Here is an 18170-nt window from a genome sequence, read left to right as displayed (position 1 = left end):
GTCTGTGGGTTGACGGCGCGTCGGGCAAGTGACAACACTTGTTGTCGACTCCCGCGGAGGTGACGGTGATGGACGACCCGGTGTTGTTCCGCCAGGGTGGGTTCCGGCTGGCGGCCCGGATGCGGGGCGCCGGGGCGAACGTCGACGAGGGCCAGGTCAGGCGGCTGCGGGAGTTCGCGCAGCAGGAGGACCAGGCCGCCGACGAACTGGTGGCGTGGAGCCGGGAAGGCCGGGAATCCAGGGAACCCCAGGAAGACCAGGGCCGCCAGGAACCCCGTGAGGGCCGCACCAACAGCAACCAAGAGCAACTCGAGCTGGCCCTAACCCAAGGGATCGACGCCGTCCCCAACCCCGCGCCGGCTCTCGAAACGTTCTTCCGCCAGGTCGAGGCCACGCCGTACTGGGTCGACGCCGAGCGGCTGCAGCGTGGCGCCAAGGCGATCACCCGCGCTGGGCTGCTGGGGCTCTTCCCGCTCGGCGACATGTCGCTGATGGGCGGGTACCTCGCCTCGCGCGCGACGAAATCGCTGGTCGGGACCGGGGAGATCGAGTACCGGGCCACGCGCCGGCTGGTCGAGACCGCGACCTGGTGGATCGACGTCACCACGCCCGGCGCGATGGCCAAGCACCAGACCGGCTACACCGCCGCGGTCCGGATCCGGCTGGTGCACGCCCACGTCCGCCGGGCCATGAACGAGCGCGAGGACTGGGACTACGCGGCGTGGGACCGGCCCGTCAACCAGGTCCAGACCGCCGGCACCCTGCTGCTGTTCTCCCTCGTCTACGTGTTCGGCACGCAGCTGCTCGGCCTCCGCTACTCCACGCGCGAGCGCGCCGACATCCTGCACCTCTGGCGCTACATCGGCTGGCTGATGGGCGTCGACGAGGAGCTGCTGCCCGCCGACGAGGACGACGCGTGGCGGCTGCTCTGGCTGCTCGCCGCCACCGAATTCATCCCCGACGAAGACTCGAAACGGCTGGCCAAGGCCCTCGTCGACAGCCACGCGTCGATCGGCGAGGGGCGGGGTGCCGCCGGGAGGGTGCTGGGGCACGTGAACGTCGGCGTCCACTCCGCGATCAGCCGGCTCGTGCTCGGGAAGGACAACGCCGACTTCCTGGAGCTGCCGAACGACCTGGTCGCGCAGGCGGCCGTGCTCGCCGGGGCCGGGCTGAACTTCGCCGCCGAGACGGTCCGGCTGTGCGTACCGGGCGCGACCGCGCTGCAGGAGCGGCTCGGCCAGGCCGGGCGCCGCCTCTACCTCAAGCGGCTGCGCGAGGTGTTCAAGCCGGACACGTCGTACCAGCAGCACATGCGCGCGGCCTGAACCGGCCGGATAGGCTTCGCCCCGTGCTGCTCAGTGACCGTGACCTCCGCAAAGAGCTCGATGCCGGCCGGCTCGGCATCGACCCCTTCGACCCCGCCATGGTCCAGCCGTCCAGCATCGACGTCCGGCTGGACCGGTTCTTCCGCGTGTTCGACAACAGCAAGTACACCCACATCGACCCGCAGCTGCAGCAGGACGAGCTGACCTCGCTGGTCGAAAAGGAGGGTGACGAGCCGTTTGTGCTGCACCCCGGCGAGTTCGTGCTCGGCTCCACGTTCGAGCTGGTCACGCTGGCCGACAACCTCGCGGGCCGGCTCGAGGGCAAGTCCTCGCTCGGCCGCCTCGGGCTGCTCACGCACTCGACCGCGGGCTTCATCGACCCCGGCTTCTCCGGCCACATCACGCTGGAGCTGTCGAACGTGGCGAACCTGCCGATCACGCTCTGGCCGGGCATGAAAATCGGCCAGCTGTGCATCTTCCGGCTTTCCAGCGCGGCGGAATTCCCGTACGGCTCGACGCAGGCCGGCTCCCGTTACCAGGGCCAGCGCGGGCCGACGCCCAGCCGCGCGTACAAGAACTTCCACCGCGTCGACACCTGGCGCTAGGCGCGCTAGACCGAAACCGGCTCCGCCCAGTCGATCCGGTGGCCCCACATGAATTCGTTCGGGTCATCGGCGGACGGCTTGCTCAGCGCGCGCGTCATGAAGAAGTCGCGCAGCAGACGGCCGACGGGGCCGGGCGCGCCCTTCGCGTCGCCGTTGCGTTTTCCCTGCGCCACCACCGCTTCGACCCGGGTACGGCGCAGCGATTCGAACGTCGCCAGCGCGGTTTCCGGCACGTCGCGCAAGCAACGTGCCAGCGTGACGGCGTCCTCGATCGCCATCGACGCGCCCTGGCCCGCGGCCGGTGACGTCGCGTGCGCCGCGTCGCCGATGATGCCGATCCGGCCGCGGTGCCAGACCGGGACCGACGGGAAGTCGTACGTCGCCCACGGCTGGTAGACGTCCTCGGTCGCCTCGATGATCCGCGTCGCCGGGATCCGGTCGCGCGCGAACAGGCGCAGCAGCTCCGCCCGCCAGGCCGGGCCCGCGAGCGCGGCCAGCTCGGCCTGGTCGGGCTCGGCAGCGTGCGGCACGTTCGCGAACCACCACACCGAACCGTCGGGATGCACGATGTGCGCGAAGAACGCCTTCCGGCCGAACGCCATGTGCATCACGCCCGGCTCGTCGCCGAGGTCGAGGCCGGTGGCGCGGCCGCCGGTGTTCAGCAGCGGCACGTAACGCGGCTCCGGCGCCGACGGGTCGATGATCCGGCGCACGCGCGAGCGCAGGCCGTCCGCGCCGATCAGCAGATCGCCGGACGCCGTGGTGCCGTCCTCGAATCGGGCGGTGACCTGTGAAGACGTCTGGGTCGCGTCGACCAGCCGCTTGTCGTACGCGGTCGGTACGCCGCGTCTGGCCGCTTCGTTGCGAAGGGCGGCGTACAGATCCGCGCGCCAGACGGTCTGGCTCACGGTCCCGTCCGGCAGCGGCCCGCCTTGCGAGAACTCCGCCAGCCGCTTGCCGTTGCCGAGCCCGATCGACATCCTCGGGGTGTCGAACCCCATGCCTTTGACCAGCGGTTTCAGCCCGAACGGCGTCAACGCGTCGAGGCCGTTCACGGCGAGCGTGAGGAACGCCCCGACGCCGTCCGCGCTCTTGTCGTACGCCTCGTGCAGCACGGGCTCGTGCCCCACCTCGTGCAGCGCGATCGCCGTGATCGTGCCCGCGATGCCCCCGCCGGCGATCAGTACGCGTGCCATGTCCACTCCCCTGGTGAGTATCTCGGAAACTAATTCGTTCCGTCGAACTAAATACTCCGGGTAGACTGGGGATGTGTCAAGCGAGCGCGAGAAGCTGGTGGACGAGCTGCTGCTGCGGTCCCGGGTGCTGTCCACGGAGACGGTGATGTTCCACGCGGCGATCGCCGAGGTCCGCGGGCTGTCGGCGGTCGAGAACAAGGTGCTGGACTACCTCGCGCGCCTCGGCCCGCTCACCCCGAAGGAGCTGGCGAAGTACTCCGGCCTGGCGCCCGCGTCGATCACCGCGTTGATCGACCGGCTCGAGCGCAAGGGTGCGGTCAACCGCACGCCGCACCCGGGCGACCGGCGCCGGGTGCTGATCGAGCTGGAGGCCACAGGAGCCCAGACGTCGTTGTGGGACTACCTCGTCGGCGCGGTCAAGGCGCGCGCCGAGGGGTACACGGATGAGCAGCTTCGTACGGTGATCGGGTTCCTTCGCGACGCGGCCGAGATCACCCACGAGTCAACTGTGCGCGTGGGAGATCGCTCAGCGGAGTGACTTGCGGCCACGGCCGGGTACGAAAGGGCCCTTCGCTCACCGGTTCCTGGAAAGCTCGCGGGCATGTTCTCGGCCGGGAAACGTCTGCTCGTGGTGCTCGGCCTGATGGTCACGACGCTGGTGCCGATCGCGCACGCGGACGAAGTCAAGGATTTCCGGCAGAGTTCCCACCAAGTGGTGTACGGCGATTTCCTCTACGCCGGCAACAGCGTGGTGGAATGCGCCCCGGACGACGCTCCCTGCGCGAAAACCGCCGCCCGCACCGACAAAAAGCCCGCCGCCGGGTTCGCGCTGCGATGGTCCGATGTGGACAAAGACCCCACGACGTTCGACTCCTCCGCCGCCTCGGTGACCATTCCGCCCGGCGCGAAAGTCACCTTCGCGCGGCTGAGCTGGGGCGGCTCGCTGGGGTCGGACTGCTCGCGGCCGTCGGGAACGCCGGACGCCCAGGCCGTGCGGTTCACCGTCGGCGGCGGGAAAGCGGCTGACGTCCGGCCTGGCTCGTACAGCGGCGATCCACAGTCCTACTCCGCATACGCCGACGTCACCGGGCAGTTCGCGGCGGCGCCCACGGGCGCGCCGCTGGAGCTGACCACCGGCAACGTCTGGACCGCCGCCGGACGCGGATGCGGTGGCGGCTGGTCGGTGGCGGTGGTGTTCGCCTACCCGGACCGCGACCCGCAGTACGCGCCGGACAAGCGCGCGGTGTTCGTCTACGACGGCCACGCGCGCGGCGACACGAGCACCACCATCACCGGTTTCCGCGCCGCGTCCGCCGACGCGCACATCGGCGTCACCGCGCTCGGCGGCGACTGGGGCACGGCGGGCGACCGGTTCCTGATCAACGACAAACCCGTCGCGGAGCCGGCCACGGGCGCGACGGACAACTTCTTCATCTCCGCGGCCGACAACTCCACGCGTCCCGACGCCAAGAACAACTTCGGCATCGATGCCAAGGCGTTCAACAGCGACGCCGTGCCCAGTGGCGCCACGAGCGTGAAGCTCGGCTTCAGCGGCAACGGCTTCCTCCTGCAGGGGCTCGTGTTTTCCGTGCCGGTGCCCGATCTGCGCGTGGTGAACCACGCCTCGCCCGCCCGGGTGCACGCGGGTGACCAGGTGACGTTCACCGTCGGCGTCACCAATCCGAACGACACGCCCGCCGACGATGTCGCGGTCACCGACGACCGGTTTCCGGCCTGTGCCAAGAAGATCGGCACCCTGGCCGCGGGCGCGACCACCGGTTACCAGTGCACCGTGACCGCGCCCGGCGACGACTTCGCGAGCACGGCCGTCGTGACCGGCACCAGTACGCTCGGTGACGCGCTTGACGGTTCCAGCACCAGTCACGTTGACGTCGTCCATCCCGCGATCGGGCTGACACACGCGGTCGACAAAGCGGCTTATCGCGCCGGCGACCCGGTGACGTCCACGGTCGCCGCGACGAACACCGGTGACGTCCCGCTGCACGACGTCGCCGTGACCGGCGCGTGCGCGAGGACGGTGGGGACTCTCGCGCCCGGCCAGTCCACCACGGGCACCTGCGTGACGAAGGCGCCGGTGCCGGACGGCGTGACCACCGCGGACGTCGCCGGCACCGACCCGCTCGGCCAGGTCGTCACCGCGGCGGCCGGCGCGAAAGTCCCCGTCATCGCGCCCGCCATCAAGGTGACGAAGACCGTGGACCACGCCGTGGTCCACGCGGGTGAGCCGGTGACGTTCACCGTGGAGGTGACCAACACCGGCGACAGCCCGCTGGACCCGGTGACGGTGGCCGACGACACCACCACGTCGTGCTCCCGGACGTTCGGCGCGCTCGCCGCCGGCGCTTCCCAGCGTTATACGTGCGCCGCGAATCCGTCGCTGACCAGCACGAACAAGGCCAGCGCGAGCGGCGTCGACCAGTCCGGGCAGGCCGTCACGGACACCGCGACGACCACCGTGACCGTGATCCACCCGCAGCTCACGATCACGAAAACGGCCGCGCCCGCGCTCGTCCGCGCCGGGGACCAGGTGACCTTCACGATCAGCGTGGCGAACGTCGGCGACGTGCCGCTCGACGACGTCGCCGTGGCGGACGACCGCACCCCGGGCTGCGTGCGGACGTTCGGAACCCTTGCGCCGCAAGCGAAGCAGACGTACGGCTGCACGATGCTCGCACCGGCGGACGACTTCACGAACACCGCGGCCGCGACCGGCAAGGACCAGCTCGGCCGGGTGTTGAAGGTGACTGCGGACGCGCCGGTCGACGTCGTGCACCCGGCTGTGGCTGTTGCCGTGGCGGCTGCTCCCGCTGTCGTCCGCGAAGGGGACTCGGTGACCTTCACGGTCACGGTCAGCAATACCGGGGACGTGCCACTGCACGACGTTTCGGCCGCGGAAGCCCAGGTGCCGGACTGTGCGCGTGCCTTGGGAACTATTGCGCCGCAAGGAAAACAGGTCTACAGCTGCACGACGGTCGCCGGGCCGGGTGGGTTCACGAACTCCGTGGCGGCGACCGGGACCGACCCGACAGCGCGGCCGGTGACGGCGTCCGCGGGCGCGGCGTTTTCCGTTGTGCATCCCGCTCTGACGCTCGCCGCGGACGTGCAGGGCGGCCCGTTCCGCGAGCACGACCGCGTGCCGTTCCAGCTCACGGTGAAGAACACCGGCGACGTGCCGCTCACCGACGTCCACGTGGCCGATGCCCTGGCCACGGATTGCGCGCGGCCGTACGACGGCGCGTTGGCGCCGGGCGCGAACTGGACTTTCGTGTGCGCCGGGACCGCGCCCGCCGATGACTTCACAAACTCGGCCACGGTGACCGGCTCGCCGCCGGTCGGCGCCCCGGTCAAGGCGGGTGACGAGGCCGCGGTGGACGTGATCCATCCGGCCGTCGCGATCACGCAGACTGTGGCGCCCGCGGTCGTCCGCGCGGGGGAACCGGTGACGTTCACCCTCACCGTCACCAACACGGGCGACAGCGATCTACACGATGTGAACGTTGACGACCCGGTCGCGCCCGAGTGCTCGAAACGACTTGGAGTGGTTGCGGCACAGGGGAAGCAGACGTACTCGTGCACACATGCCGCTGGGGACGACTTCACCAGCGATGCCCGGGTCACTGGCGTTGACGCGACGAACCGGTCCGTCACGGCGGCGGCTGACGCGCACGTGGACGTTGTGCACCCGGCTGTTGCTGTTGCTGTGGCGGCTTCGCCCTCTGTCGTCCGCGAAGGGGATTCTGTGACCTTCACGGTGACGGTGAGCAACACCGGGGACGTGCCGTTGACGCATGTGTCCGTTGTGGACTCTCGTACTCCTCCGTGCGCGCGTGATTTCGCGCTGTTGGCCCCGGGGGCGGTCGAGAAGTACACCTGCGACACCAAGGCGGGCGCGGACGGGTACACCAACACCGCCGCGGTGACTGGGGCCGATCCGCTCGGCGGCACCGTGACGGCGTCCGCCGACGCGACGTTCACCGTGGTGCATCCGGGACTTTCGCTCACCAAGACCGTGCACGGTGGGCCCTTTCGCGCCGGCGATCCGGTCACGTTCACTCTGACCGTCACCAACACGGGCGACTCGCCCGTCACCGCAGTGAAGGTCACCGATCCGGCGTGCGCGAAGACGTTCGACACGCTCGCCGCAGGCGCGAAGCAGGCGTACGACTGCACCACACCCGCGCCCGCGGACGACACGATCACCACCGCGACGGTCACCGGCACCGCGTCGAGCGGCCCGCCGCTCACAGCGACGGCCGACGCGAAGATCGACGTGATCCACCCGGCCGTCACGGTCAAGCTGGACGCCGCGTCGACGGTCGTGCGCGCGGGCGACGACGTCACGTTCACCGTGGTGGTCACCAACGCCGGCGACGTTCCGCTCACGAAGCTGTCCGTCACGGATCCGGGCTGTGCCAAGGCGTTCGACGCGCTGGCCGTCAACGCCGTGGAGACCTACCAGTGCACGGTCAAGGCGGCGCCGGACGACTTCACGAACACCGCGTCCGTCACCGGCACGGATCCGACGAATCGCGCGGTGACAGCATCGGGGAGCGTGGCGGTCGACGTCATCCACCCGGAGATCGCGATCATGGCGGACGCCGAGCCGTACCAGGTGCGGGCGGGCGCAACGGTGACGTTTTCGGTTCTGGTGAAGAACGTCGGCGACGCGCCGCTGACGAAGGTGTCCGTTGTGGACGAGCGGGTGCCCTCGTGTGCGCACCAGGTCCCATCGCTGGCGCCGGACGCGGAGGAGACGTACGACTGCACCATCGTCGCGGGCGCCACGGGGTTCACGAACACGGCGAAGGTGACCGGGACCGATCCGACCGAGCGGCCGGTGGCGGCGTCGGGGCAGGCGGCGTTTGTGGTGCAGCAGCCGGGTTTCACGATCGCCAGGCGCATCGACGGCGGCCCGTTCCACGCGGGCGACTCGGTCCCGTTCGAGGTGACCCTCACGAACACGGGCGATTCGGCCCTGCGTGACGTGGTCGTGACGGACCCGGGCGCGCCGGAGTGCGCCCGGACGTTTCCGAACCTGCCGGTCAACGGGATTCAGCACTATCCCTGCACCGCCCCGGCTCCGGACGCTGGGGTGACCGACGTCGTGACGGGCACAGCCACGCCTGCGGTGGGCCCGCCGGTCACGGCTTCGGACGGGGCCCGGATCGATGTTGTCCACCCCGGGGTGCGGCTTGAGCGTGACTACTTACGGCAGCCGATTCGACCAGGGGATCCGGTCACCTACCTCACGACGGTCCGTAACAGTGGTGATGGGCCGCTGCGCGAGGTGACCGTTCGCGACCCGGCGGGCTGTGGGTTCTCGCTGCCTGCCCTGGCTGCGGGGGCAACGGCGGTGCGGGACTGCACGGTGTCGGCGCGCGTTGACGGCACGGCGGTTGCCACCGTGACCGGCGTCGATCCGGCCGGGCGCGCGGTCACGGATGACGCTGCGACCACGCTCGACGTCACCGGGCCCGGCCTCACCGTGACGGCGACCGGCCCGGCGAAACCGCTGCTTCCCGGGCAGCCCGCCCAGGCGACCGCGGTGGTGACGAACACCGGTGACGTGCCGCTGCACGCCGTCGGACTCACCGGAACGACCTCGCCGACTGCTGGCTCGCCGTCTGTGGGCTCGCCGACTGCTGGCTCGACGGCCGGGATGCGGTCGCCCTCGGCCGGCCAGGCGACCGGGCGATCGACCCCAGGTGGCGGTCCGGCCGCCCGAGGAGACACCGTCCCAGCGGCACCGACCTGCGCGATCACCCCACTGGACCTGGCCCCAGGCGCAGCCTCGCCGCCGTTGCGATGTTCCGCCAGCACCTTCAGCGCGGCCGGGACAACAGCCGCCGGAGCACCGGTCACTGCGCAGGGCGAGGCCGACCAGCGCGTCGGGAGGCCGCAGCTCCAGCTCACCGAGCAGGCCGAGCCCACCGCGGGGCCTGGGGATGTGGTCACCTTCAGCGTCGAGGCCGTCAACACCGGTGACGTCGCGCTCGTCGCCCCCGCGTACCGGCTCGAGCCCGGGGAGCGGCGGGAATGGACCAGGACCGCGCACGCCCCGGCCGGCGGCGTGCTCACCGACGACGTCGTGGCCACCGTCGAAGCGGATACCGAGACGCCCGTCGCCCTCACGGCCAGGGCCGCGGCCACCGTGAAGGTCGTCTCACCCGGCGCCGGCCCGCCCGTCGCGCCCCAGGCGTTCCCGGACACCGACCCTGACCTGCCGACGTACGGGCTGGCCGGCCTGGGCCTGCTCGGCGCCGGCGCGCTCCTGTTGCGGATCACCCGCCGTCCTTGATCATCAGGGGTGCGACATGTCACTCCGGAGGCTGACACGGTCCAGAACGGGGCAGCGGTTACTTCGGTGGGGTAAGTAATTTTCCACAGCGAAAGGTGGGGTCATGGCCGACGTCGTTCCCGGCGAGCGGGCTGGCCAGCAGCACCTCGCCCACGTCGTGTTCATCGCGGGCGCGGCGGCGGTTGGCGGGTTCCTGTTCGGTTATGACAGCTCCAACATCAACGGTGCCGTGCTCGGCATCCAGAAACACTTCGAAGTCGGTACCGCCGCCACCGGGCTGACCGTCTCCAGCGCCCTGATCGGCTCAGCCGTCGGCGCGTGGTTCGGCGGGCTGCTGTCCGACCGGGTCGGGCGCATCCGGACGATGCAGCTGGCCGCGGTGCTGTTCTTCATCAGCGCGCTCGGGGCGATGTTCCCGTTCGGGATCTGGGACCTCGCGCTGTGGCGGGTGATCGGCGGCGCCGCGATCGGCGTCGCGTCGGTGATCGGGCCGTCCTACATCGCGGAGGTCGCGCCGCCCGCCTACCGCGGCCGGCTGGCGAGCCTGCAGCAGCTCGCGATCGTGCTCGGCATCGGGGTGTCCGCGCTGGTCAACTGGGTGATCAAGTCCTTCGCGCCGGCCCTGCCCGACGGCTCCCACGACCTGAACGGCCACCTCGGCGGCCTCGAGGCCTGGCAGTGGATGCTGGGCGCCGCCGCCATTCCCGCGGTGATCTACTTCGTGCTCGCCTCGATCATCCCCGAGTCGCCGCACTACCTGCTCTCGATCGGCAAGGTGGACCGCGCGCGCAAGGTGCTCGCCGAGGTCGAGGGCGCCGACGAGGTCGAGACGAAACTCGCCGACATCAGCCGCGGTCTGCGTACCGAGCGCCAGTCGAAGGTGCGGGACCTGCTCGGCGGGCGGTTCGGGCTGCTGCCGGTGGTCTGGATCGGCATCGCGCTCGCCGTGTTCCAGCAGTTCGTCGGCATCAACGTGATCTTCTACTACTCCGACACGCTGTGGCACTCGGTCGGCCAGAACACCGACTCGCTGCTGATCTCCATGGTCAGCCCCGTGATCAACATCCTCGGCACGTTCATCGCGATCGCGTTCATCGACCGCGTCGGGCGTAAGCCGCTGCTGCTGATCGGCTCGGTCGGCATGGCGATCGGGCTCGGCGTCGCGGCCATCGCGTTCGGCCACGCGCGGACCGTGAACGGCGACCTGAGCCTGCCCGGCGCGTGGGGCCCGGTGGCGCTGGTGTTCGCGAACGTCTTCGTGCTCTCGTTCGCGCTGTCCTGGGGCGTGATCCTCTGGGTGCTGCTCGGCGAGATGTTCCCGCTGCGCATCCGCAGTGCCGCGCTCGCCGTCGGCACGGCCGCCAACTGGGTGGCGAACTGGCTGGTCACGGTCAGCTTCCCGAGCATGTCCGACTGGAACCTGAGCGCCACGTACTGGATCTACGCGGCGTTCGCGCTGCTGTCGATCCCGTTCACGCTGAAGTTCATCCGGGAGACCAAGGGGACCGCGATCGAGGACGTTTCTTGATCATTTCCCCCGTTTGATCGAGTGGGGCACTGCGCCTTTCGGTGGTAACGGTCGTAATCAGTTCGTGATAGTTTTCCGCCTCGTGTCCCCCATTGGTGCTCGTGGTCGTGTGGTTTTGGTGTCGCTGAGTGTTCTCATGGGCGGATTTTCCGCCGCAGGGGGGACAATGTGGCTCCACGACAGACCGGGCGCGGCGACTCTCAGTAGCGCCGCGTCCGGCCAGTCCGACCTCGGTGGGGGCCTCGCGGCCTCCGGCGACCCGTTCGCGAAACCGCCCTCGCCCACCACCTCGGGCGGCCCGGCGAGTTCCTCGGCCGCCCCGTCAACTTCCGAAAGCCCCTCCCCGACGCCGACGCCCTCGTCGGAAGCCCCCGCCCCTTCACCCTCGGCGCCGCCGCCCAGCCCGCCGAAGACGACACCGCGGCCGAAGGCGGACACCTCGATGGCCGGCCAGATCGTGGGCCTCGTCAACGACGAACGCGCGGACGCCGGCTGCGACCCCGTCGCCGAGGAACCGCACCTCGACACCGCGGCCCAGAAGCACAGCGACGACATGTCGGACCGCGACTACTTCTCCCACGACACTCCCGAAGGCGTGCACTTCGACGAGCGCATCCGCGACGCCGGCTACAGCAAGCCGGGCGCCGAGAACATCGCGAAGGGCGCGACCAGCGCCGCGCAGGTGATGGAGATGTGGATGAACTCCAGCGGCCACCGTGCGAACATCCTCAACTGCTCGCTGACGAAGCTCGGCGTCGGCGTCACGAAGTCCGGTTGGTACTGGACGCAGGACTTCGGCTACTGATAGTCCTCGACCGGGTTCGCCCGTAGGTCGCCGTAGCGCGCCAGCACCGTCGCGCGCAGGTTCGGGTCGGTGCGCGGCACGGGCTCGATGAACACCTCGGTGACGTCGTGGAACCCGTCGGTCAGCTCGCCGGCGATGCGCACGCAGGCGCGTTCCACGTCGGCCGCGCCCAGTGCGTCGTCGAAGTCGACGCGGGCGCACACCAGCACCTGGTCGGTGCCCATGAGCATGGTCTGCAGGTCCACCAGCGCTTCGATCTCTGGCGCGGCCGCGAGGTGGTCGCGCACACCGCGCACGATCCGCGGGTCGGCCTGACGCCCGATGAGCAGGCCACGGTTGGTGCGCCCCAGCAGGTACGCGACGCAGGCGAGCAGCAGTCCGATCAGGATCGACGCGACGCCGTCCCAGACCGACGAGCCGGTGAGCTGGTGCAGGCCGATGCCGGCGAACGCGAGCACCAGGCCGACGAGCGCGGCGGAGTCCTCGAACAGCACGGTCTTCGGCGCGGGGTCGTCGATCGTCCGCAGGTAGCCGAAGAACGAGCGGCCATCGGCCTTCGCCTCCGTGCGCACCTGCTTGATCGCCTGCAGCCACGACGTGCCCTCGAGCAGGAAGGCCACGGCCAGCACGATGTAGCCGACGAGCGGGCTCTCCTGTTCGCTGTTCTCGCTGAACACCGTGGTGAAACCCTCGTACAGCGCGAACATCGCGCCGGAGGCGAAGATCGAGACGGCGGCGAGCAGCGACCAGAAGTAGCGCTCCTTGCCGTAACCGAACGGGTGGATGCGGTCGGCCGGGCGCTCCGAGCGTTTCAGCGCGGTGAGCAGCAGGACCTCGGTGATGGTGTCGGCGACCGAGTGCGCGGCCTCCGAGAGCATCGCGCCGGAGCCGGTGATGATGCCCGCGATCAGCTTCAGGATCGCGATGGCCAGGTTGACCCCACCGGCCAGGAGGACGGTGAGGGTGCTCTCGCCGCCCTTTTCTTCTTCCTCGGTCACCCGCTGAAGCGTAGTCGGGGTGAGCGGTTCAGGGGCGGTTCAGCCGGGTCAGCCGGCTCGGGCGGGTCAGAGGCGGTGGAGTCCGGAGAGCACCCGTTCCATCAACGCCAGCGCGGGCCTGCCGTCGGCCGCGCCTTCGTTTTCGTGGATCCGCACCAGGCCCAGGTCGGCCATGTCGTCGAGCAGGATCCGCGCGACGCCCAGCGGCACGCTCAGCGTCGCGGCCACCTCGGCGACCGACCGCGGGGAGTCGCACATCGTCCGCACCGAGCGGAATTCCCCGCTCAGCTGCGGGGAATTCCACTGCGCCTCCTCGGCGCACGTCGACACGAGGGCTTCGATCGCGAGGTGCCGGCGCGACTGCGTGCGCCCGCGGGTGAGGACATACGGGCGGACGAGCGTGCGCGGCCCCGGCTGGGGTGTCGGCTCCTCGGCCCAGTCGTCCCACTGGCCGCTTGAGGGGGTGAAGTCGGGCGGCGGGGCGAAGGCGGGTGCCGGCTGGGGTGGTTCCGGCTGAGGTGGTTCCGGGTGGAGGTGGGGCCGGACGGTTCCTTCGCCGAGCGTGCCGGAGTACGCGGCGTCGGTCCGGTCGGGCCGGTCGGCCGGGGTGGTCCAGCCGGTTGGGTCGACCCGGGTGGTCTGGCCAGTCCGGTTGGCCGAGGCGGTCCGGTGGGGCGGGGTGGTCCGGTCTGTTGGGTCGATCTGGTCGGCTCGGTCGGCCCAGTCGGCCTGGGTGGCCCAGCCGGTCTGGGTGGTCCGGTCAGCCCGGTCAGCCCGGTCAGCCCAGTCAGCCCGGTCGGTCTGGTCAGTCCAGTCGGTCCGGTCAGCCCGGTCAGCCCGGTCAGCCCGGTCGGTCTGGTCGGTCTGGTCAGTCTGGTCAGTCCAGTCGGCCCGGTTGGTCTGGGTGGTCCGGGCGATCGGGTCAGCCCGGTCGGCCCGGTCAGCCCGGTTGGTCTGGGCGGTCCAGTCGATGGGGTCGGCCTGGTCGGCCCAGTCGGCTTGGTCGGCCCAGTCGGGCTGGTCGGCCCGGTCTGCGCCGGGGTCCGCTGGGGCGCTCCGTTTGGCGGTCTCGCCGGTGAGCCGGTCGGCGACCTTCGGGCTGGGGAAACGCGCACCGGCGCGGCCGACGGTGCTGTGGTCCGGCTCGGGCACCTCCGCCATCCGGTCGGCCAGCTCGGCGCTGGCGAACTTCGCCTGCACCCGCTTGACGGCCTCGGGCTCGGGCTCGTCGCTCAGCCGGTCGGCGAGCTGCGGGGCGGGGAAACGCGCGCCGGTCAGGCCGCGGGCCGGCTTCGGCTGGGGTTCCGGCTCGGGATCTGGCTGAGGTTCTGGCTGTGGCTGTGCCGTTGACGCGGGCCTCGGCCTCGGCCTCGGCTCAGGCCCCGGCTCTGGCTCGGCGAGCCGCTCGGCCACCTTCGCGCTCGGGAACCGCGCGCCCGCCCGGCCGACAACGCGCTTCGACTTCGACTTCGACTTCGCGGCCGGCCCCGGCCCCGGGTCCGAGGTCGAGGGTGAGGCCGAGGCCTGGGGGACGTCCTGCCGGCTCGCGGGCTGGGGAAGATCAGGCTGGACCGGAGGCTCGTCCGACGGCGGGGGAACCGGTTCGGCGGCAAGGGAATCCGTCACCACGGGTGTTTCGCCGGTCAGCCGTTCCGCTTGTTTGGCCGAGGGAAACCGGGCGCCGGAACGGCCGGTCGGTCGCGCTTCCCGGTGCCCGCCCATCCTGTTCGCCCCTTTTTCCGATGGCTCATTCCCGACCCCGCGGGCGGCGGTGGTCGCGAGGAAAAGCCAGGATACGCCCGTTGTCTAGTCCTTTGGATCGAATGTGACACCGCGCGTCCGCGTGTGCAGCGAATATGCACTAAGGCGCCGTGGTAACCGTTTACCGCCGGAATTCCGGTACGGCCGTACCCGTTTCCTCAAACGGTTAACTGGATGTTTCGGCGAGTAGCGCAGGCGAGTAACACGAGCGTCCCCACCACGAGCACGCACTGCTCCACGACCGCGGCGAACCCGGCGTCGGCCGCGGTGGAAAGGCCCAGCCAGCAGTACGTGACGGCGGCGCCCGCGGCGAGCGAGACGGCCGGCGGCCGCGTCTTCAGCACATACCCGACGGCCACCGCCTCCAGTGCCAGCATCACTCCGGCCTGCACCCACGGCGATACGCCGAGGCCCGTTTTCATCACCTGGAACGCGGAGCTCAGCCCGACCGCGACCGCGAACCCCAGCCACGGGTTGCCCGACGGCGCCTGCGCCGGCCGCGCCGTCAGCCGCAACGCCACCAGGATCAGCACCACCACAACGACGAGCGTGCCGGCCAGCTGTCCCGGCGACGCCAGGAAGTGCGCGGCGTCCAACGAGCGTGACACCACGAAAGTCCCCACCGCGCCGACCGCCAGCAGAGCGCTCCACGCCCACGTGCCGGGCGTCCGCAGCCACGGAGAACGGCCGAAGAACCCCTCCGCGATCGCGATCGGCGTCGCGATGCTCCAGACCACGTGCAGCGTCAGCACGTACACCGTCCACGGCGCGCCCAGGCCGAGCACCGGGATGTGGCCCGGGCTGAGCAGGTCGAGGCCGAGGTAGTGCGGGTTGAACAGTGTTTCGGTGAGCAGCCCCTCTTCGGCGATGCCGAAAGCGAGCGCCAGCACCAAGATCGTCGGCCAGCCATGGCCGCGGCGACGCGCGACCTCGCGGATCAGCAGCGCGCCCGAGCCGTACAGCGCGACGAACATCGCGTACATGCCCAGCTGTTTCCCGACCTCCGGCGGCCCCGACAGGTACTGGTCGCCGAGCAGGAACTCGGCGACGAACGGGGCGAGCAGGGCCAGTGTGGCGAGCGCGGTCTTCCGGAGTGGCATCCGTCGATGGTTCCGCCGCGCGGCCCGGCGCACGCGGGCCGTCGATCACGATCAGCCCATGACAAATGTCCCGGGTGACGCACAGCGAACGGCCCCTCCGCGGTGCCTGTGTGCCCTGAAGGCCACCATGAGGGTCCTAGATGCCCTCATGGTGGCCTTCAGGGCATTGGCCGCCGCGAAGGGGCCGTTCGGTCCCTGCTATTTATCCTTGTCCGCCAACGGGTCCGGCTTCTCGTCGGTGGGCACGTCCGGCTCGGCCGCCAGGTCCGCGTCCGACTCGCCCTCCAGCGAAGGCGCGCCCGCCGCAACCAGCGCCGGCTCCGGCTTCCGCTTCACGGAGGTGAGCAGCAGCTGGGCGACGTCGACGACCTCGACCCGTTCGCTCGCCAGCCCGTCGCTCTGGCGGGCGGTGACGCCGTCGGTGAGCATCACGCGGCAGAACGGGCAGCCGGTGGCGATCTTCGACGGCGCGGTGCCGAGCGCCTCGTCCACGCGCTCGACGTTGATCCGCTTGCCGATCTTCTCCTCCATCCACATCCGCGCGCCGCCGGCGCCGCAGCACATGGACCGGTCGCCGTGCCGCGGCATCTCGCGCAGCGTGGCCCCGGAGGCCCCGACGAGCTCACGCGGCGCGTCGTAGACCTTGTTGTGCCGGCCGAGGTAACACGGGTCGTGGTAGGTGACGTCCTCGGCGACGGGCGCCACCGGCGTCAGGTACTTCTCGCGCACCAGGCGGTTCAGCAGCTGCGTGTGGTGCACGACGTCGAACTGGCCGCCCAGCTCCGGGTACTCGTTGGCGAGCGTGTTGAAGCAGTGCGCACAGGTGACGACCACCTTGCGCGCCTTGCGTTCGCGGCCCTCGAACACCGAGTTCAGCACCTCGACGTTCTGCTGGGCGAGCATCTGGAACAGGAACTCGTTGCCCGCGCGGCGTGCCGGGTCACCGGTGCACGACTCCTCCGAGCCGAGCACGGTGTACTTCACGCCCGCGATGTGCAGCAGCTCGGCCACGGCGCGGGTGGTCTTCTTCGCGCGGTCCTCGAACGCGCCGGCGCAGCCGACCCAGAAGAGGTACTCCGCGTCACCGAGTTCGCCCTCGAACACCGGCACCTCGAAGTCGAGGTCCTCTGTCCACTGCAGACGGTCCTTGGCGTTCTGGCCCCACGGATTGCCCTTGTTCTCCAGGTTCTTGAACATGCCGTTCAGCTCCGTGGGGAACGACGACTCGATCATCACCTGGTAGCGGCGCATGTCGACGATGTGGTCGACGTGCTCGATGTCCACCGGGCACTGCTCCACGCAGGCGCCGCAGCTGGTGCACGACCAGAGCATGTCCGGGTCGATGATGCCGTTTTCCTCGGCGCCGCCGATCAGCGGCCGCTCGGACTCGGCGAGCGCGAGCACGTCGATGCCGGCGTGTGGATTGTCGCCCGTCAGCCCGATTTCGTCGCCCGCCATGTCGCGCTTGCCGCCTGCGAGCAGGTACGGCGCCTTGGCGTAGGCGTGGTCACGCAGCTGGGTGATCAGCAGCTTCGGCGACAGCGGCTTGCCGGTGTTCCACGCGGGGCACTGCGACTGGCAGCGGCCGCACTCGGTGCAGGTCGAGAAGTCGAGCCAGCCCTTCCAGCTGAAGTCCTCGACCCGGCCGACGCCGAAGGTGTCCTCGTCCGGGTCGGCCTCTTCGAGGTCGAGCACCTTGCCGCCGGACATCATCGGCTTGACCGCGCCGAGCGCGACCCCGCCGTCGGCCTCGCGCTTGAAGTAGATGTTGAAGAACGCGCTGAACCGGTGCCACGCGACGCCCATGGTCATCGTCCGGGCGACCACGAGCAGCCACACGGTGGCGCTCATCAGCTTGACGAAGGCGAACACCGAGACCAGCGCGGCGCTTGACGGCAGCAGCTCGCTCAGCGGGTTCGACACGAACGCGGCCCAGGTCGGCGTCTCGTGGACGTGCAGCGCCGCCTTGCCCGCGCGCACGCCGATGATCCCGATGCCCTCGACGATCACCACGGCCTCGACGAAGTAGGCCCACTTGAAGTTCGAGCCCGCGAAGCGCGACTGCCGGTCGGCGCGGCGGGGGTGGTTCAGCTGCCGGATGATCGCCAGCGCGACGCCGCCGACGACGGTGCCGACGCCGAGCAGCTCCATCAGCAGGCTCCACAGCGACCAGTCCTCGAGCACCGGCCAGCCCCAGGTCGGGACGAACACCTCGCCGTAGGCCTCGAACAGCGCGAGCGACCCGATCAGGAAGCCCCACATCACCATCCAGTGCCACGGGGCGACCTGGCGGAACTTGGCCATCCGGGTGTGGGCGGCGAACTCCTTGACCATGGTCATCAGCCGGGGCGTGAACGGCCCGTTGCGGGTCGGGTCGGGCTGGCCGAGGCGGATCACCCGCACGAACCGGGCCACGGTCGCGATGAACATTCCCCAGGCGACGATGCCGAGGAGAACCGAGATCCCCCCGAGAGTCAGCTGTACAGCGCCCATCGTCGGGTGCCTTTCGTCCGGTGTGGTGGTGCCGGCGCCG

General features: G+C 70.4%; 11 protein-coding genes. 6 read left to right on the top strand and 5 right to left on the bottom strand.

Annotated features, from left to right (window positions below):
• Nucleotides 1-68: 68 nt before the first annotated feature.
• Together OG943_RS35780 and dcd are read left to right on the top strand one after the other, a co-directional pair.
• The gene (locus OG943_RS35780) at nt 69-1325 is read left to right on the top strand and encodes an oxygenase MpaB family protein (RefSeq protein WP_328605343.1); all 1257 of its coding nucleotides are present in this window, start codon (nt 69-71) and stop codon (nt 1323-1325) included.
• Between the two features lie 23 nt (nt 1326-1348).
• Nucleotides 1349-1930, top strand: a complete 582-nt coding sequence (dcd, locus tag OG943_RS35775) for a dCTP deaminase (protein ID WP_328605342.1) — start codon at nt 1349-1351, stop codon at nt 1928-1930.
• Between the two features lie 5 nt (nt 1931-1935).
• On the opposite strand, the gene OG943_RS35770 is transcribed toward dcd, so the two are convergent.
• Nucleotides 1936-3126 (bottom strand): FAD-dependent oxidoreductase, encoded by a 1191-nt coding sequence (locus OG943_RS35770; RefSeq protein WP_328605341.1) that lies wholly within the window; start codon nt 3124-3126, stop codon nt 1936-1938.
• A gap of 73 nt (nt 3127-3199) precedes the next feature.
• Here OG943_RS35770 and OG943_RS35765 point away from each other — a divergent pair, with 73 nt between their 5' ends.
• The 4 genes from OG943_RS35765 to OG943_RS35750 all read left to right on the top strand — a co-directional run bounded on the left by OG943_RS35765 (nt 3200) and on the right by OG943_RS35750 (nt 11778).
• On the top strand, nt 3200-3664 hold the full coding sequence (locus OG943_RS35765; protein ID WP_328605340.1) for a MarR family winged helix-turn-helix transcriptional regulator: 465 nt from the start codon (nt 3200-3202) through the stop codon (nt 3662-3664).
• Nucleotides 3665-3727: 63 nt separating this feature from the next.
• Nucleotides 3728-9445 (top strand): DUF7507 domain-containing protein, encoded by a 5718-nt coding sequence (locus tag OG943_RS35760; RefSeq protein WP_328605339.1) that lies wholly within the window; start codon nt 3728-3730, stop codon nt 9443-9445.
• A gap of 103 nt (nt 9446-9548) precedes the next feature.
• On the top strand, nt 9549-10973 hold the full coding sequence (locus OG943_RS35755) for a sugar porter family MFS transporter (RefSeq protein WP_328605338.1): 1425 nt from the start codon (nt 9549-9551) through the stop codon (nt 10971-10973).
• 442 nt (nt 10974-11415) lie between these two features.
• Nucleotides 11416-11778, top strand: a complete 363-nt coding sequence (locus tag OG943_RS35750; protein ID WP_328605337.1) for a CAP domain-containing protein — start codon at nt 11416-11418, stop codon at nt 11776-11778.
• Here OG943_RS35750 and OG943_RS35745 read toward each other — a convergent pair.
• The 4 genes from OG943_RS35745 to OG943_RS35730 all read right to left on the bottom strand — a co-directional run bounded on the left by OG943_RS35745 (nt 11772) and on the right by OG943_RS35730 (nt 18130).
• On the bottom strand, nt 11772-12776 hold the full coding sequence (locus tag OG943_RS35745; RefSeq protein WP_328605336.1) for a cation diffusion facilitator family transporter: 1005 nt from the start codon (nt 12774-12776) through the stop codon (nt 11772-11774). The two genes, OG943_RS35750 and OG943_RS35745, sit on opposite strands and share 7 nt — an antisense overlap.
• A gap of 66 nt (nt 12777-12842) precedes the next feature.
• Nucleotides 12843-14402 (bottom strand): DUF742 domain-containing protein, encoded by a 1560-nt coding sequence (locus OG943_RS35740; RefSeq protein ID WP_328605335.1) that lies wholly within the window; start codon nt 14400-14402, stop codon nt 12843-12845.
• Between the two features lie 293 nt (nt 14403-14695).
• Nucleotides 14696-15637 (bottom strand): hypothetical protein, encoded by a 942-nt coding sequence (locus OG943_RS35735; RefSeq protein ID WP_328605334.1) that lies wholly within the window; start codon nt 15635-15637, stop codon nt 14696-14698.
• 198 nt (nt 15638-15835) lie between these two features.
• On the bottom strand, nt 15836-18130 hold the full coding sequence (locus OG943_RS35730; protein WP_328605333.1) for a (Fe-S)-binding protein: 2295 nt from the start codon (nt 18128-18130) through the stop codon (nt 15836-15838).
• Nucleotides 18131-18170: the final 40 nt, after the last annotated feature.

Origin of the sequence: Amycolatopsis sp. NBC_00345, from assembly GCF_036116635.1 — a bacterium.
Taxonomy (GTDB): Bacteria; Actinomycetota; Actinomycetes; order Mycobacteriales; family Pseudonocardiaceae; genus Amycolatopsis.
Note: the sequence above shows the minus strand (reverse complement) of the source record. Positions and strands in the feature narration are given on the sequence as shown.

Excerpts from the sequence above, each read along its gene's own strand:
- OG943_RS35780 (WP_328605343.1), top strand. The coding sequence starts at position 69 with ATGGACGACCCGGTGTTGTTCCGCCAGGGTGGGTTCCGGCTGGCGGCC.
- OG943_RS35770 (WP_328605341.1), bottom strand. The coding sequence starts at position 3,126 with ATGGCACGCGTACTGATCGCCGGCGGGGGCATCGCGGGCACGATCACG.
- OG943_RS35760 (WP_328605339.1), top strand. The coding sequence starts at position 3,728 with ATGTTCTCGGCCGGGAAACGTCTGCTCGTGGTGCTCGGCCTGATGGTC.
- OG943_RS35755 (WP_328605338.1), top strand. The coding sequence starts at position 9,549 with ATGGCCGACGTCGTTCCCGGCGAGCGGGCTGGCCAGCAGCACCTCGCC.
- OG943_RS35750 (WP_328605337.1), top strand. The coding sequence starts at position 11,416 with ATGGCCGGCCAGATCGTGGGCCTCGTCAACGACGAACGCGCGGACGCC.
- OG943_RS35735 (WP_328605334.1), bottom strand. The coding sequence starts at position 15,637 with ATGCCACTCCGGAAGACCGCGCTCGCCACACTGGCCCTGCTCGCCCCG.
- OG943_RS35730 (WP_328605333.1), bottom strand. The coding sequence starts at position 18,130 with ATGGGCGCTGTACAGCTGACTCTCGGGGGGATCTCGGTTCTCCTCGGC.